The organism is Roseiflexus sp. RS-1 (assembly GCF_000016665.1).
Classification (GTDB): domain Bacteria; phylum Chloroflexota; class Chloroflexia; order Chloroflexales; family Roseiflexaceae; genus Roseiflexus.
Window position 1 is genome coordinate 730,850 of record NC_009523.1, and the last position, 15,962, is coordinate 746,811.

Genomic DNA, 15,962 nt, shown 5'->3' on the forward strand with positions numbered 1-15,962 from the left:
ATATACCCTTTTTGCGGCGGACTCAGAAATATCAGTTGACCAGCCACGCATCGATCTCGTCGAGGGCGGCAGCGACGGTGAGGAGCAGTTCGGCGCCGCCGATGAGCGCCAGGGTGTCGGACGCCCAACCGATGCACTGAAGGGTTTCCGTGCGCCCAAGTGGTGCGATGGTCAGAAACGCCTGACCGAGGAGGCGCCGGGCGCGTTGCAGGTCGCCTGCCCCGGCTGCGGCGCGCGCGGTGGCAACGAGCGCGCGCGCACGCTCCAGCGGTCGCGGAATGAGCAGCGCCACTGCCCCGGCGTCGTCGGGCAATTCGTGGGCGGCGAGCGCCTGTGCTGCTGCAAGCAGGTAACGACTGCGTGTATCAGGTGGAAGGACACTTGCAATGTCGGTGAACACACGCGCGCGCGCGCCGGTTTCGACCAGCGAGTGTGCAATTGCCGCCTGCGCGCGCGCGCGCTCGGCGGGGACGGCGATCTGCCCGGCGCGCGCATGGGCTGCCGCCGCTGCGCCGGAACGCGCCCAGGCAATCGCCAGGTCTGCTTCCAGCCGCGCCCGCGCTGCATCATCGCCGATCTGCGTTGCCAGCGCAAATGCCTCACGATGACGACCGTTCACCGCCAGGATCCGCGCCAGTTCGTCGAGCGCCCAGCCACGTTCATCCTCGTCCGTAATGGTGAGTGCAACCGTCTCGGCGGTCGTGTAGTCTCCACGGCGCGCCAGGGCAATGGCAATGCGCGAATGGGCGCGGTCGCGCTCCTCGCCCTCCGGCAGGAGCGCCGCCATGCGCATCCCTACCTGGAACTGCCCACTGGCAGCTTCGGCGGCTGCCAGCGCCGCGATGACCGATGCTCGTTCTTCGCCCTCAACCGCCACTGCTGCGGTTGCCGCCTCGTCGAGCGCCTGAGCGGCAACCGGCGGATGGTCGAGCGCCATGTCGATCAGACAGCGGGCGCGGGTCTCATGGTCGTCGATCATGCGCGCCACTTCGAGCGCGGTTTCCGGCGCCACCTGGACGATCAACGCGCGCGCCACCTGCGCCAGAGCACGATCACGCAGCGCCGGGTTTGGCAGGAGCATCACCCGATCAACTGCGCGTGGGTTGCCGCGCCGCGCTGCGTCGCACGCCAGTTCGGCGGTCACCCACGCAACGGCAGTAGCGGCGCGCAGCGTATCGAGCACCAGACCGGCGCGTTCGTAGTCGCCAGCGCGTGCATGGGCAATCGCCACTTCTGCCATCGCCCAGTCGTGGTTGCCCGGATGACTGATTGCATAGGCGACCTCCTCAGCGCGACTGCGGCGTCCATGAGCGATGAGCCAGCGCACGACTTCGGTTTCGATCATGCCGCGTCGTTCGGTATGCACAATGCGTGTGGTGATGCCGAGCGCCGTGTCGGGAGCGCCAATGCCGATGGCAGCGCGCGCCAGGGCGACCAGCGTTTCCTCATGCTGGTCGCGCCACTGCCGGGTTGGTCCTGGCGCTTCCAGGTCAAGCGCCTCCGAAAGCATCCGCATTGCCGGTGCGCGCATGCGTAATGTATAACAGACTTCTCCGAGATGGCGCAGTGCCAGCGCTTTGTCACGTCCATCCGGCAGTTGATCGATCATTGCGCGAATACGCCTCATGGTGGCGTCGCGCGGTTGACCACGGTCAACCGCAGCGGCAAAGACTTCCGCAGGGGCGTGGGGCGGCAGGCTGCGTGACAGAAAGGTGAGCGCGCCAGCCAGCGCCGCTGCCCGCACCAGGTGCAACGCAGGTCCATCTTCCGCCGTCGCGCGCAGCATCCACAACGCATCATTCGCAGCATCGTTCAGATCACCGGTGCGTCGCTCCTGAGCGCGCACCCACGTCCGCCGAACAATGACATCAATCATGCTGCGCGTCGCAGCGCCTCCGAGCGTGATGTGCCGCGCAAATTCGCGGCTCAGCGTCTGCTCATCCTGCCAGCCTGATCGCTCAGGTGCGCCGTTCGACCGCGTTTGAACCAGTTCGACAAACCGCGCGTGCGCTGCCGCAATTCCATCGGGCGACGCATGCATAATAAATGCGCGCGTGGCGCGATGGTAAAGGCGAACCCCCTCATCGGTGCGTTCGATCAACTGACCCCAGCGTTGCAACAGGCGAATGATGGCGTCTTCGGCGCATGCTGCGAGCGCAGCAATCAGCGATACCGGCAACGGGTGATGCGCCGCAGCGAGAATATGCGCCAGGGCGCGCCCCTGTGCATCCAGCCCTTCCCACCAGCGCTGATGGAGAGCGGACAGTCCATGCGGAAGACGACGAATATCCAGGACGCGGGTTGCCGCCAGTCCCGGCGCCAGTCGGACATACAGCGGCGACCCCTGGCTTCGGCTGGCAATCACCGTCGCCAGGCGGCGATGGACGCCCCGATGGGCAGCCATTTCTGTCAGCCAGGTTTCACCGCTCTGAAGCGTCACGCGTGCGGTGATACGCTCGTCGATCACCGGTTGCTGTTCACCAGGAGTCGTAGCCATCACCACGACCACGCCAGGCGGAACGCACACCGGCAGCGGCGGCGGCGTCGGTGTGCGGGTTTCGTCCGGTATGCGCCCAATAACAACAACCAACGGATCACCAGACTGACGCTTCGCGCTGGCTTCCTCCAGCAGTCGTTCGATTGTCAGGGCATCACGCGCAGCGACAGGTGGTACGAGCGGAATGGGAAGATCAGAGAGCGCCAGCACCTGGGCGCAGAGCGCGGTCAGCCCTGCGCCAGCATCGTCTTCGGGCAGCCAGAATGCCCAACGGCGCGTGGCAGCGAGCCAGCAGATCAGCGCCGTTGCACCACCGCCGGTTTCGCATTCGAGGGCAACGATACCGCCTTCGCTCTCACCAACGGCTGCATCGATCTGCGCTACCGCCACCGGATGCGGCACGAACAGCGCACATCGCTCAGCGATGCGGTGCATCTGCGCCATCAGCGAGCGATGCGCCTGATGCTGAAGATGTGGATGCTCTGCCACTGCCGCAACTGCTGGCGGCATGATGGTGGAAGCCTGATGGGCAATCATTGCGTTTCCTGGATAACGATAGCAATGACACCGTCATGGTTCATCGCATTACGGTGTGCTCACTGCCTGTATGGGGCGCGCGTCACGCCCCAGATCGTATGCCGCCACCCCGTGTCGATGCGCCAGCGCAAGGTCATCGGTCAGCGCTTCGGCAATCACCAGTGCGACATTCAACCCGCGCTGCCGGAGCGCCAGCGCATGCGGCAGCATGTCGCGCGCACGCTGTCCGGTGATCATGACCACTGTGCTCCCCCATCCCAACCCGACAGTGGCACGGGAGAGGGTGACTGCCAGATCGCCCTCTTTCGCCACTTCGAGTCGCCCCAGCAGACCGAGGACCTGAATGAGATGCGCTCGCCCCGATCCAGGCGGCAGAATGCCGACGGGGGCGTGACTGGCGGCATCAAAGCCAGTGGTGCACAGACCAACCGATTGTCGCCGCTCGATCAGATGGGCAGCGATCGACGCCGCAGCCACCACGGCGCGTTCCATCGTATCATACGCAAAGCCGCCACCGTATTCGGCGCGCGAGAACGCCAGCGCAATCATCGTTTCGACAGCAATCGCCGGTTGATAGCGACGCACCTGCGGTTCGCCGAGCCGCGCTGTAGCCTTCCAATCGATCCGCCGCACCCCATCGACCGGTTGATATGGTCGTACGCCCATTGGACGCGCGGGATCGGTAAACAGTCGATGTGTTGCAGGCAGCGTGCCGAACGGGAGCGACGCTGGCAATCCCAGGTCTTCGAGCGGCAGCACGTTGGGATAGATTGTCAGCGCTGCGGGTGGCACTTCGCTCACGGTGCGTTCGCCGATCCCGAGCACATCGCCGGTCTGCGCCGTCAGCGGACCGATCTGATAGTATCCCCGCCGTCGGCTGAAAAGCGTGTAGCGCATCTCGCAACGTTCAGCGGCGCCAGGCGACATCACCTCGTACACCATCGGCGGTGAATGCAGCGCCGGTGGCAGCGTTTCGCGCAGGGCGAGCCAGGGAAGAGGCAGAAGACCGGTATTCTGCACTTCGACAAGAACCGGCACAGGATCGCCCGGAAACGCCGCTTCCGGCGCCACGCGCCGGATACGCAACCGGGACGCGCTGCGCCCGACCCACCAGCGCGCGGCGATATGCAATCCCGCGATCAGATAGAGCAAATAGAAGAACAACTCGCTGCGCAGGACGATAGCGAGAATGAACAGAACGATCATTGGCAAGAGAATATCCCGCAATCTGCCCCTCAGGAGATGAACGAAGACCCATCAATACACCGAATCAGATCTGTCCGATGCCAACATCCACCTCCGCCAGCACTGCGTCGAGGGCAGCGGCAGCAGTGCGCCCGCGCAGTGCGCTTTCCGGGCGCGCCAGCAAGCGGTGACGCCAGACAGGACGCACCAGATATTTGACATCGTCGGGAAGAACGTAGTCACGCCCCCGCAGCGCCGCCAGCGCCTGCGATGCGCGAAAGAGCGCCAGCGTCGCACGCGGGCTTGCGCCGAGCGCCAGATCGGGATGGGCGCGCGTCGCATGCGCCAGGCGGATGATATAGTTGCGCACCGCATCATCGACGTGCACCGACCAGATCGCACGCTGCAATGCCGGGATCTGTTGTCCGTCCACGACAGGCTTGAGCGTTTCAATCGGATGCTCACCCGCGAGCATCCGCAACATCTCTGCTTCTTCCTCTGGCGACGGGTAGCCGGGCGCCACCTCGACAAAAAACCGGTCGAGTTGCGCTTCCGGCAATGGGAAGGTTCCCTCGAACTCAACCGGATTTTGTGTCGCCAGCACCAGGAATGGGCGTTGCAGCGCATACGTGGTTCCATCCACGGTCACCTGCCCTTCGCCCATCGCTTCGAGCAGGGCGCTCTGCGTGCGCGGTGTTGCACGATTGATCTCGTCCGCCAGCAGAATGTTGGTGAAGATCGGACCCGGCTGGAACACGAACGACGCATCGCGCGGATGGTAGACCGACACGCCGATCACGTCGTTGGGCATCAGATCCGGCGTGCATTGCAGGCGGCGAAACGTCAACCCAAGCGAAATCGCCAGCGCGCGCGCCAGCATCGTCTTGCCAACCCCCGGCACGTCCTCGATAAGCGCGTGCCCGCCGCACAGCAACGCCACCAGCAACAGATCGATGGTTTCAGACTTGCCGACGATCACCCGCGCTATGTTGGCGCGAACCAGGGTCGCAAATTCGCGAAGAGACAGATCAGTCATAACGGTACGCTTATTGAACAGGAGGCAGCGCGTAGGAAGCGAATTCTCGCCCGATTTCGACCTCGCCGGTGAACCCGGCGGCACGGGTTTCTGCGATTGCCCGATCAGCGCTCATCGTCCAGCGTGGGCTGTAGTGAACGAGAACCAGGCGGGCGACGCCAGCAGCGGCAGCGACTTCACCCGCCTGGTACGGCGATGTGTGTCCTGGAAACGGTTCCGGCGTCGTTGCTTCGTGGATCAGCACCGAGGCGCCGCGCGCCAGGTTGCGCACCGCATCGCACGGCTCGGTATCGGCGGAATAGACCAGCGCGCGCCCATCCTCGCTGTCGAAACGCAATGCCAGACATGGGCGCGAATGAACCGTCGCTGCGGTGCGGATGCGGTATGCCGCATCGTCGAAGACGATCTCATCGCCTGCCTCGATTGGTGTCCAGTCGACGTCCGGTTGATACTCTCCAAGATCGAATGCTTCAACGATCCGCTGTGCCGCCGCCAGGGTGGGAGCGTTGCCGTAGATGACGAGGCGCCGGTTGTATCCCGACAGTTTCAACGAAAAGAGGAGGCCGGGAAGACCGTTCACATGATCAGCATGGGAATGCGTGAGAATGAGCGCCCGCAGATCGTGCGGATTGACCCCGGCGCGCAACAAACGTTGATAGGTGCTGCCGCCAGCATCGATCAGCACCGCACCATCCGGCGCTTTCCACACCATATGCGTATAGTCGCGGTCGGCATCCGGCACCGCCGTTCCGACACCCAGCAGAATCATGTGCATAGGATCCACTCCGTTGCGCCGCTCATACCGCAGACCGGTCATTGTGATCGATATTGTATCAGAGTCGTAACCGGTGTGATATGCGTGTGATACTTGAGGAATGGTATACTGAAGAAAATGTTCACTTGAGTCGGTCATCTCCACTCTTCCATCACATATCTCAAAACCGCAACGCAGCGCACGCGAGTTGTTGTAAACCGTCTGGCATCTTCATGCCAGTTTCGCTGCACAGCATATTTCGGAACCGGGCGCATTGCAACAGTACACACGGCAACGTTCGTCCATCATCGGCGCGGGTATTGTATCAACCGACATGCATCCAACTGCATATCTGGAGGCGCTGCCAGAACTATGGACGACTCCCTGTACAAGAAACTGCTCGATGAGATGTACGACGGGGTCTACTTTGTGGATCGTCAGCGGAGGATTATGTACTGGAATCGTGGCGCCGAGCGCATCTCCGGGTACAGCGCCGACGAGGTGATCGGTCGTTTCTGCGGCGATAATCTGCTGCGTCACGTTGATGCGTGTGGACGGCGCCTGTGCACCGGCATGTGCCCGCTTGCCGCCGCCATGCACGATGGTCAACCCCGGCAGGCTGAGGTGATCCTGCACCATAAGCAGGGGCATCGCGTTCCGGTGCTTGTGCGCGTCACGCCGATCCGCGATGCGCAGGGCGCGATCATCGGCGCTCTCGAGGTGTTCAGTGACAACTCACGCCAGAAAGCGGCGCAGGAAGAGATCGAGCGCCTGCGTGCGCTGGCGTTGCTCGATCCGCTGACCGGCATCGGCAACCGGCGCTTCATCGAAAGCAATACGCATAGCCGGCTGGAAGAACTGCGTCGCTATGGATGGACCTTTGGGGTCATCCTGATCGATATCGATCACTTCAAGGCGGTGAACGACAGGTTTGGGCATCTGGTTGGCGATGATGTGCTGAAGATGGTGGCGCGCACCCTGGCACACAACATTCGCGCGTTCGATGTAGTGGGACGGTGGGGCGGCGAGGAGTTTGTCGTTATTGCGCAAAACGTCAGTATTGCGACACTGGAATCGCTTGCCGAACGCCTGCGCGTTTTCATTGAACAGTCGTCACTCCCTGTTGCCGATAAGGTGGTTCACGTGACAGTTTCGCTGGGTGCAACGCTGGCACGGCGGACTGATACGCCTGCCAGCATCCTTGGGCGGGCAGATCAGATGCTGTATGTCAGCAAACAACGCGGGCGCAATCGGGTATCGGTCGAAGAAGACACTTCTGTTCTTATTTGAGGAGTGCATGCCGCGTGTTATCTATTTCGACTGTTTTTCCGGCGTCAGCGGTGATATGGCGCTCGGCGCGCTGATCGACGCCGGGGTGTCGCTCGATGACCTGCGAGCGATGCTGCAACGGCTCGGCGTTGGCGGATGGGAATTGCACGCCTCGCGCGAGGTGCGCGGTCCGCTCGCCGGCACACGCGCCCACGTCGTTGCTCCAGAGGATCATCATCACCGCACCCTCACCGACATTCGCGCCCTGATCGCCGGCGCACCCCTGCCATCGGCAGTCGTTGAGCGGAGTATCCGCATCTTCACCCTTCTCGCCGAGGCAGAGGCGCGCGTCCACGGGACGACCGTCGATCAGGTCCATTTCCACGAGGTCGGCGCACTCGATGCAATTGTCGATATTGTCGGCGTGGTTGCGGGTCTCGATCTCCTCGGCGTTGAACAGGTCTTCGCGTCACCGATTCCGCCCGGCGCCGGATGGGTCCGCAGCGCGCATGGTCCCATCCCGGTTCCCGCACCGGCCACGCTGGCGCTGCTGGCGTCCGTCGGAGCGCCGGTGACCGCCGATGAGACCCCATTTGAACTGACGACGCCGACCGGTGCGGCGATCCTGGCAGCGCTGGCAACCTTCCGTCGCCCACCCATGCGCCTGCGGGCAGTTGGATACGGCTTTGGCGCGCGCCGGATGGAACGTCCGAATGCGCTGCGCGTCTGGCTCGGCGACATGGATGATGAGACAGATGTTGATCAGGATCGCCAGGATCGAACGTCAGCAGAACACGCCGGTTCAGGCGAATCGTCGCCGGTGCTGCTGGAGACGAACATCGACGACCAGCCAGCCGAACAGATCGCATATGTCACAGAGCGGCTACGCGAAGCAGGGGCGCTCGATGTCTGGTGCACGCCGATCATGATGAAAAAAGGACGCGCTGGTGTCCTGATCGCAGCGCTTGTACCGGCAGACCTGGAAGATCGGATGGTCACAATCCTGCTGCGCGAAACGACGACACTCGGAGTGCGGCGGCGCGCTGTTGAGCGCTATGTGTGCGCACGCGACATCATCACGGTGACCACGCCGCTCGGACCGGCGCGTGTCAAACGAAAGTGGTGGCGCGGCGAACTGATCGGTGCGGCGCCGGAGTACGAAGATTGCGCCCGGATCGCGCGCGAACGCGGCGTACCGCTGACGACGGTGTATCAGACGGTGATGGGTCGGTTGGAGGACGCATCGTCTGTCACGGAGCATTGAGATATTGCCCTGTGTTCAGAAAAACCTGTTCCTGTGAGACGTTAGAGCAGGGCAACAGGGCACGTGAAGCGGAGCAGGCGAATACGCAACTCACGGTCGAAACCGGCGCAGGATCGCCGTCAGGCGGTCATAATCATCTTTGAGCAACGAGGCGATCTCACGCCCTGCACGCACCAGAAATGCGCGTTCATCGGCGGCAGCGCGAGCTGCCGCGCGAACAGCTGCAGCAAGGGCCTCATCGCCGGGGATGTGTGGCGTAAACAGCACTGTGCGGAAATAATCGAGCGCCTGATTGAAGCGCGCCACCTCATCGGCGCCGCACTCGTACACGCTGTAGTGGACCGGCGGCGGTTGCGGCGGCAGGAATTGGCGGATTGCATCACCTTCCACAAACCCGACGATAATGGCGGAAAACTCGGTCTGAAGCACCTCTGCCAGATCGGGATGCTCGTGGTAGATTTCGGCATCGTATAACTCGCGCCCGGCGTAAGTACGCCCGCGCACCAGCGCCCGCCCGCCAATATCTCGACTTCCAGTGTGGATCTTGTACACCAGACCGTAGATCGCCATCCCATTGGCGCGCGCCTGCGCGCGCACCAGCGCGCCAAATGGCGGTGCAGTCAGCAGTTCATACGTGCCAGCGGTGAACTCAGTGCTGGTTGCTTCGATCACTTCGGCGATACGCTGTGACATACCCGGCAATGCTCGCTCGCAAGAAGGTTCTCTCGCAGAGCAGTATATGACCTCAGCACACGTGTGTCAACCCTGGGGCTTCTCAGTTCGTGAGCGGTACGTGCAGCCAACGCAGGGCGATGCGCGGATCGATCAATAAGCGCTTCCACGTATCTGGAAGGAAATTCCGCCGCTCACACCCATCTTGACAAATGCAGGAACCGTAGTATACTCCCTTCAACAATGATATTTACTATCATTTACGGAGGGGATATGCTCAATCGTCCGACGTTGACCGCTGCGCGTGGATCGTTCGAGCGCGTGATGCCGATCATTTCACTTGCAGCGCTGGCGCTGATCGTCGGGATGGCGCTGTTCCAGAGTGCGAGCGCGTGGCTGGCAGGCGCCGAAGCCAAAAGTATTGTGCCGGTCTTTGAAGCGCCGATTGCACAGGCCGGGAAAGCATTGGGGAAAGCGCTGACCGAATGGATGCCAGCATGGATCGTGCCCACTCCGTTCGGACCGATCGACGTGAAATATACTGCATCGTACACGATCTACGAATGGTTCAAACTGCCGATCATCCTGTTTCTGACCACGTATGGCATGGCGCTGCTCCGCCTGCGCATCAGCACAACGTGGATCGAGCGCACCATCGGGCGCAACGACCTGATCGGCGCGGCTGGCGGGACGCTGATGGGGATGGTGACCCCGGTCTGCTCGTGCACGGTGACGAACCTGTATGTCGGGCTTGTTGCCGGCGGCGCCAGTCAGCGCGCTTCGTCCGCCTTTTTATTTGCCAGCCCGGCGTTGAATGAATTTGCGATCATTTTCATGTTCGTTATCGTCGGTCCGACCGGCGCACTCATCTACGTTCTGGCAGGGATCGCTGCGGCGCTGGCGACGGCGTATCTGGCGCCGTTGCTGGGACTCGATCCGGCGCGGTTTGTGCAACACCACCTGCCCGACCATGCCAGTTGCGGGTGTGTCAGAGAAAGCATCCTGACCCGTGCGCATCGTGAGGCTTGGACACTGTTCAAACGATTATTCGGCGTCGTGCTGTTCAGCGGATTGCTGGCGGGCATTCTGGTCAATTTCAATCTCACTCTGGTCGAGTACCTCAAGCAGGCTGGCGCCGTATGGTGGGGTCCGATCGCGGCTACGCTGCTGGGATTGCCGCTCGACATCAATGCTGCATCAACGGGACCGATCCTGGTGGCGCTCCACCAGATCGTGCCGATTGGGACATTGATAGCGGCAATGATGGCAACCACGGTCTCATCGATCCCGGAATGGGCGATGCTCGACCGGTTGCTTGGTCGCATCAACGCCATCAAGGTTGTGCTCTGGTATGCAGCGTATGTGATACTGCTGGGACTGTTGCTCAACTGGATGTTCGGATCATAAACTGTTCTGCGCTTCGCTGGATAAGCAGCACTCCAGCCGCTGCGCAACTTTAGAGCCATGCTGCAGGCGGTTGCCGGGTGTGCGCGTGGTATGTCGCGCCGGTTCAGGCTGTGATCGACTGACACTGTGGGCACAGACCAAACAGTTCGACCACATGGCTGGTGATGCGATAGCCGGTGGACTGTTCAAGCCCGGAAATAACTCCTTGCAAGCCACAGTTGTCGAAGCGCTCAATAACGCCGCACTGTGTGCATACCAGATGATGGCTGTGCCCGCCACCCAGACAGTACCGATGGCACTCGTCCAGACCATGGATGCGCTGGAGCATGCCAAGGTCGCAGAGGAGCCGGATAGTGCGAAAGATACTGGCGATTCCCGGCGACTCATCACGTTCGATCAGCCACTGCTCGACTTCCTGAACGCTGAAGGCGCCAGGCAGCGATGTAATCGCTTTGAGCACTGCGAGGCGCGGTTGGGTGACTTTGTACCCGGCGGCGGCAAGTTGTTCAGCGAGGGTTGTCACTGCGGGCGGCAGCGTGTGTCTGCGTTCGTCAAGAAAACGACTCATTGCATCGCCCTTCTCACTCCAGAGCAGCGTTTCCCTTCCCATTGTACCATATGCCGGGTATTGACTGATAGCGTCTCGCAAAATGAAGGGCGATTGATTTGCGCTTTCTTTCACAGTCTACTATCATAGCGGTGTGTCCGGTTGTCGCCTTTATCGATGAAGCGCGCGATTCGTCCGGGTCGACGCATGTATGGAGTCCACTGCAAAAAGGGCATATCACCGCAGCGGTGCAGCGTTCGCAGAGGAAGATGCCAGAGCGAGTCGTTCCAACGCATCATGCTTCGCCGCACGTACCTTTCGTTTTTGAAGTTCTCTGCGCGCCCGGCGTCTCGGCGGTGCGTTTTTGCAGCGAAGTCATAATGAAGATTGAGAACAGAAACCGGTATTCGTCCGATCGCCCGATGGCTCTGATTCTTCTTCGTCATCCACCAATACACACAGCACGGCGCGTGGTGCTGCGCGCGCTGGTGCTGTTCCTCGTGTGGTGTGTCACATTGCATGCCCCGGCGGTATGTATTCTTCACTGCCAGGTGATGCCGTGGGTGCAGCAACTGATGATACAGCCATTGCCGCTGTTCGTCTGCGATTTTGGCGAACGGACGTTGAATTCCGATACCCCAGCGCCATCGAGCAACCACCTGCCGGAGATTGTGCACCCGATCGTGCTGGCGACATTGCTGCTGATTGAGCATGTGCTGCTTCCTATCAGCGCAACTTCGGTTGTTCAAGAACGCCCCCGTTATCAACCTCTGCCGCCCCTGACCCCTCCACCGCGCAGCGGTTTGCCCTTTCCGGGTGTAGCCTTGCACCTGTTGGCGTCATCTACTCTGTGACGCGACACTCCTGCACTTCTTCTCCGTCAGTCAGCGTAACCGGCGGGAGACGTGAGACACGTCTGCTGCAGTCACCCTCAAAAGGACAATCTATGCACATGCTTGAACGCTACCGGCTCTTCGAAGGTCTCGATCCGCAGGCGCTCGATGATATTGCTGCATATGCGCGTGTATCTCACGCGCGACGCGGCGCAATCCTGTTCGAGGAACATACTCCGGCGGAGACGCTGTACGCGGTGCAAAACGGATGGGTACGTCTCTACAAACTCGCTGTTGATGGACGACAGAGTGTCATTCGCCTGTCCGGTCCGTCGGACGTAGTCGGGATCAGCGCGGTTCTGCCGGAAGGGATGTACACCCTTGCAGCGCAGGCGATTTCGCCATGCCGGTTGCTCGCCTGGCGGGCGCGCGACCTCCATCGTTTGATCGACCTCTACCCGATGCTCCAGAGCAACAGTTTGCGCCTGCTCTCCGAGTATCGCGATCATCTTCAGCAGCAATTTCTTGAACTGGCGACCGAGCATGTGGAGCAACGTCTGGCGCACACGCTGATCCGCCTCGCCGACCAGTATGGAGCGCCGACCGGCGCGCCGGGGCAGGTGAAGATACCGCTTATGCAGCGCGATCTCGCCGATCTTATCGGCGTGAGTCACTACACCGTCAATCGCTTGCTCCATCTCTGGCAACAGCAGGGTCTGGTGAAGAGTCGGCGCGGGTGCGTGGTTGTGACCGATCGCCAGCAATTGCTCACACGGGCGGAGACGCCTTCCGAGTCGTAATATCGCGCCGTTGCACTGTTGAGTCTCCCATAAAAAGGTCGTGCCACGGCAAAGACGTCAGGAGCACGGCGTTTTCCATCAATCGCTCTGCGTTCGCTGCGCTTCTGTGGTGCGTTTTTTACAATGGAATCGACTTGCATAGCAGACCACGCTCGTGGTGAAGACGGGTGGTTGCCGCTGTGCAACGACCTCCCCTGATCCCCTCGCAAACTTGCGCCAGCGCAACGACAGTCGGGTACTTTGTGATTATTATTGCAAATGATCGTGAAGTGTATCACGATGTATCGCCGCTGAACAATCACGAGGAGCGCCTATGTATCCGGTATGGGAAGGTCTCTTCATTCATTCGGCGATGTTCGTCGCTATCGTGTCCGCCTTCCACGTCCTTGCCTCGCACCTGACGGTTGCGGCAGCATGGTTCAACCTGTACCTGGAACGGCGCGCAGTGTACGAGAATCGCCCGGAACTGTACGTCTACCTCAAACGGAGCGCCCTGGGGTTGCTGGTGTTTGCCTATGTCTTCGGCGCTATGGCAGGCGTGGGGATCTGGCAAACGACAACCGCTGCCAACCCGCGCGGCATCTCTACCCTCATCCACAACTTTGTGCTCTACTGGGGTTCGGAATGGTACATGTTCCTGATCGATGTCGTGGGGATTATCGCCTACTACTACACCTTCGAGCGGGTCAGCCCGCGCACGCACCTGCGGCTGGCGTGGATACTGGCGTTGGGAGGCACCGGCACCCTGGCGATCATCGTCGGCATTCTGTCGTTCAAGTTGACGCCAGGTCTCTGGTTTACGACTGGTGAGAGTCTGAACGGTTTCTTCAATCCCACCTTCTGGCCGCAACTGTTCATGCGGTTTGCCCTGATGTTCACCATCACTGCAGCCTGGGCGCTGCTGATCGTCACGGGCTTGCCGAAGGGGTATTTCGCACGTGAGCGGATCATTCGTATAGCGGCAGTGATGGGGCTTGGCGGGCTGGTTGTTGCTCTTGGCATCTGGTTCTTCTGGTACTACCCCGCGCTGCCGGATCACGCAAAGACTATTCTGCGCTCTCCGGCTATCCCTCCTGTTACATTTACGATCATTATTGGCGGCCTGATTGCGACGTTTCTGGGGTTGCTGTTTGCGCTGGCGATGCCGCGTCGTCAGCATCAGATCATTGCGTTGGGAGCGATGCTGGTGCTGTTTGCCGCCATTTTTGGCGCGGAACGCACCCGTGAGGTCATTCGCAAGCCGGATATTATTGCCGGCTATATGTCCTCGAATCAACTGGTCTTCAACGACATTCCTGCGCGTGGCGTCCAGCGTGAGGAGCAACAGTTGAACGAGACCGGCATGCTCGGTTCACTGCCATTCCTGCCGCGTCCAGAGATGATTTCGGTTGGAGCGCCCGCCGGTTTTCCCAACCATCAGGTTGCGATGGGGCGGGTCCTGGTCATTCAGCAGTGCGCGGCATGCCACAATGTGAGCAATCAGACGGCGATCACCGTTTTTGATCAGCGCCTGGCGCTGCGTTCACTGGCGCAGTTGCTGGAGCGGCGCAAGATGACGACCGCGCCGAAAATCGAGACATACCTGAAGGGCATTGGCGCCTTCCCCTACATGCACCCGTTCGTCGGTACACCTGAAGAGCGGGCGGCAATGGCGCTGTATCTGGAATACTTCATTCAACAACAGCATGCGCCACAACCACAGGCGCAAGCCAGGAGGTGAAGCATGGACATCGGCGATATGCTCGAACGGATGCGCGACCCGCTGGGGGCGCCGTTTTATCCGCCTGCATTGCAGGTATTGCTGGTGGTGACGTGGGTCTTGCACATCTTCTTTGTCACCCTGGCGCTGGGGTCGAGCGCCTGCTCGATCACCTGCTTCCTGCGCCCGACCGACCATCGCCTGCGGCTGGCGCGCATCGCGGCGCGGCTGACGCCCAACGCGGTTGGTCTCGGTATTGTGACGGGAATTGCGCCGCTGCTCTTCGTGCAGACGATCTATGACCCGATCTGGTATGCCAGCAATACCCTGACCGGTTTCTGGTCGGTGAGTTTCATCTTTGTAGTGATGGGCGGCTACAGTCTGGCGTATCTGTTTTATCTCAAAGGGAGCGCCGACGGGAAACTGCTCTGGTCGGCAGTGGCGTCGTTTGTGCTGCTCTTTTTCGCCGGGTGGGTGATGCACGTCCTGGCGTCGGTGTCGATCCGCCCTGAGCGCTGGATGGAATGGTATGCGCCGAACGGTGTCATCGACACGCGCGGAATTGAGTTCCATTCCTGGAATATCCCGCGCCTGACGTTTCTCCTGCCGTTGCAGGCGGGCTTGAGCCTGGCAGTGACGCTCACCCTGTTCGCATGGTATTTCCGGCGCATCGAAGAGGATGCACCCTTCATGCAGTGGGTCGCCGGGCGGGGACGATTGATTGGTCTGGTCGTCAGTCCGCTGTATGCCCTGGCGGGACTGCTGTGGGCAGCGACGGAAGGTGTCGAGTTCGGCATCGGCATACCGCTCGGAGTTGCGCTGACGACTCTCGGTCTGGCGCTGACCGGCTATTTCTTCTTCCTGAAGCAACCCATGCGGCAGGCGCCGCGCACCCTGCTGGTCTGGTTCGTGTCGCTGATAACGGTTGGCGTTGTGCGGGAAGCCATTCGCGCCGTCTCTCTGGAACGGTTCGGGTATCGCGTATCTGAGTATCCCTATATCATGGATTGGGGATCGATTCTGATCTTTGGCGTAACCACCATCATTGGCGTTGCCGTCGTCACATACCTGGCGCTGGTATTGTATCAATCAGGCGGGACAAAGCGCGATGGCAGCGTGTCGCCGCGTGTGGAACGGTTTGGTTCAATTGCCACCGGTATGCTGGGCGCGTGGTTCGCCTTCTTCATCCTGGTTGGGCTGTATACCACCTTCTTCCTCAAGTAGCTGCGTTCTGATGCGCCGATGCAGCGCGCCAGCGATGGGTGCGCTGCATCAATATTCTGACGTTTTCCTTGACATGTGTTTCCTCAATCGGGTATGATAGAGACTGCAAATGATAGACGAGATCATTTGCACCCCGGCATCGGTTATCCACTCATCGCGGACAGGTTGATGGCAGGCGCACCGAACCTCACCTCGCTCGTCTTCCAGGAGGGCGACCGCATCCGGGATTATCAGGTCA

Annotated in this window: 13 protein-coding genes; 7 read left to right on the forward strand and 6 right to left on the reverse strand. The window is 61.0% G+C overall.

Annotation, left to right across the window (positions count from 1 at the left end; genetic code table 11):
- Positions 1–31 precede the first annotated feature (31 nt).
- From ROSERS_RS03010 to ROSERS_RS03025, 4 genes are all read right to left on the reverse strand, one after another.
- Positions 32–3,034: a hypothetical protein gene (locus ROSERS_RS03010; RefSeq protein WP_011955363.1), complete on the reverse strand. Its 3,003-nt coding sequence runs from the start codon at positions 3,032–3,034 to the stop codon at positions 32–34.
- Positions 3,035–3,082: 48 nt separating this feature from the next.
- Positions 3,083–4,240 carry a DUF58 domain-containing protein gene (locus ROSERS_RS03015; protein WP_011955364.1) on the reverse strand — a complete coding sequence of 386 codons (1,158 nt, stop codon included), beginning with the start codon at positions 4,238–4,240 and terminating at the stop codon, positions 3,083–3,085.
- Positions 4,241–4,304: 64 nt separating this feature from the next.
- Positions 4,305–5,255 carry an AAA family ATPase gene (locus tag ROSERS_RS03020; protein ID WP_011955365.1) on the reverse strand — a complete coding sequence of 317 codons (951 nt, stop codon included), beginning with the start codon at positions 5,253–5,255 and terminating at the stop codon, positions 4,305–4,307.
- A 10-nt stretch (positions 5,256–5,265) separates the two neighbouring features.
- On the reverse strand, positions 5,266–6,030 hold the full coding sequence (locus ROSERS_RS03025) for an MBL fold metallo-hydrolase (protein ID WP_011955366.1): 765 nt from the start codon (positions 6,028–6,030) through the stop codon (positions 5,266–5,268).
- Between the two features lie 351 nt (positions 6,031–6,381).
- On the opposite strand from ROSERS_RS03025, the gene ROSERS_RS03030 reads away from it, so the two are divergent.
- Both ROSERS_RS03030 and larC read left to right on the forward strand, forming a co-directional pair.
- The gene (locus ROSERS_RS03030) at positions 6,382–7,299 is read left to right on the forward strand and encodes a sensor domain-containing diguanylate cyclase (protein WP_011955367.1); all 918 of its coding nucleotides are present in this window, start codon (positions 6,382–6,384) and stop codon (positions 7,297–7,299) included.
- A gap of 7 nt (positions 7,300–7,306) precedes the next feature.
- Complete coding sequence (larC, locus tag ROSERS_RS03035; protein ID WP_011955368.1) at positions 7,307–8,542, forward strand: nickel pincer cofactor biosynthesis protein LarC; 1,236 nt, start codon at positions 7,307–7,309, stop codon at positions 8,540–8,542.
- A 90-nt stretch (positions 8,543–8,632) separates the two neighbouring features.
- On the opposite strand, the gene ROSERS_RS03040 is transcribed toward larC, so the two are convergent.
- A complete protein-coding gene (locus tag ROSERS_RS03040; RefSeq protein WP_011955369.1) occupies positions 8,633–9,235 on the reverse strand; it encodes an HAS-barrel domain-containing protein in 603 nt (200 codons plus the stop codon).
- A 252-nt stretch (positions 9,236–9,487) separates the two neighbouring features.
- On the opposite strand from ROSERS_RS03040, the gene ROSERS_RS03045 reads away from it, so the two are divergent.
- Positions 9,488–10,621 carry a permease gene (locus ROSERS_RS03045; protein WP_011955370.1) on the forward strand — a complete coding sequence of 378 codons (1,134 nt, stop codon included), beginning with the start codon at positions 9,488–9,490 and terminating at the stop codon, positions 10,619–10,621.
- A gap of 103 nt (positions 10,622–10,724) precedes the next feature.
- On the opposite strand, the gene ROSERS_RS03050 is transcribed toward ROSERS_RS03045, so the two are convergent.
- Entirely contained in the window at positions 10,725–11,189 is a 465-nt protein-coding gene (locus tag ROSERS_RS03050) for a Fur family transcriptional regulator (RefSeq protein ID WP_011955371.1), read from the reverse strand.
- A gap of 98 nt (positions 11,190–11,287) precedes the next feature.
- Between ROSERS_RS03050 and ROSERS_RS03055 the strand changes: the two genes are divergently transcribed.
- From ROSERS_RS03055 to ROSERS_RS03070, 4 genes are all read left to right on the forward strand, one after another.
- Entirely contained in the window at positions 11,288–12,022 is a 735-nt protein-coding gene (locus tag ROSERS_RS03055; RefSeq protein ID WP_011955372.1) for a hypothetical protein, read from the forward strand.
- 92 nt (positions 12,023–12,114) lie between these two features.
- Positions 12,115–12,801 carry a Crp/Fnr family transcriptional regulator gene (locus ROSERS_RS03060; protein ID WP_011955373.1) on the forward strand — a complete coding sequence of 229 codons (687 nt, stop codon included), beginning with the start codon at positions 12,115–12,117 and terminating at the stop codon, positions 12,799–12,801.
- Between the two features lie 313 nt (positions 12,802–13,114).
- Positions 13,115–14,521, forward strand: a complete 1,407-nt coding sequence (locus tag ROSERS_RS03065) for a c-type cytochrome (protein ID WP_011955374.1) — start codon at positions 13,115–13,117, stop codon at positions 14,519–14,521.
- Between the two features lie 3 nt (positions 14,522–14,524).
- Positions 14,525–15,724 carry a hypothetical protein gene (locus ROSERS_RS03070; RefSeq protein WP_011955375.1) on the forward strand — a complete coding sequence of 400 codons (1,200 nt, stop codon included), beginning with the start codon at positions 14,525–14,527 and terminating at the stop codon, positions 15,722–15,724.
- The last annotated feature ends 238 nt before the right edge of the window (positions 15,725–15,962 follow it).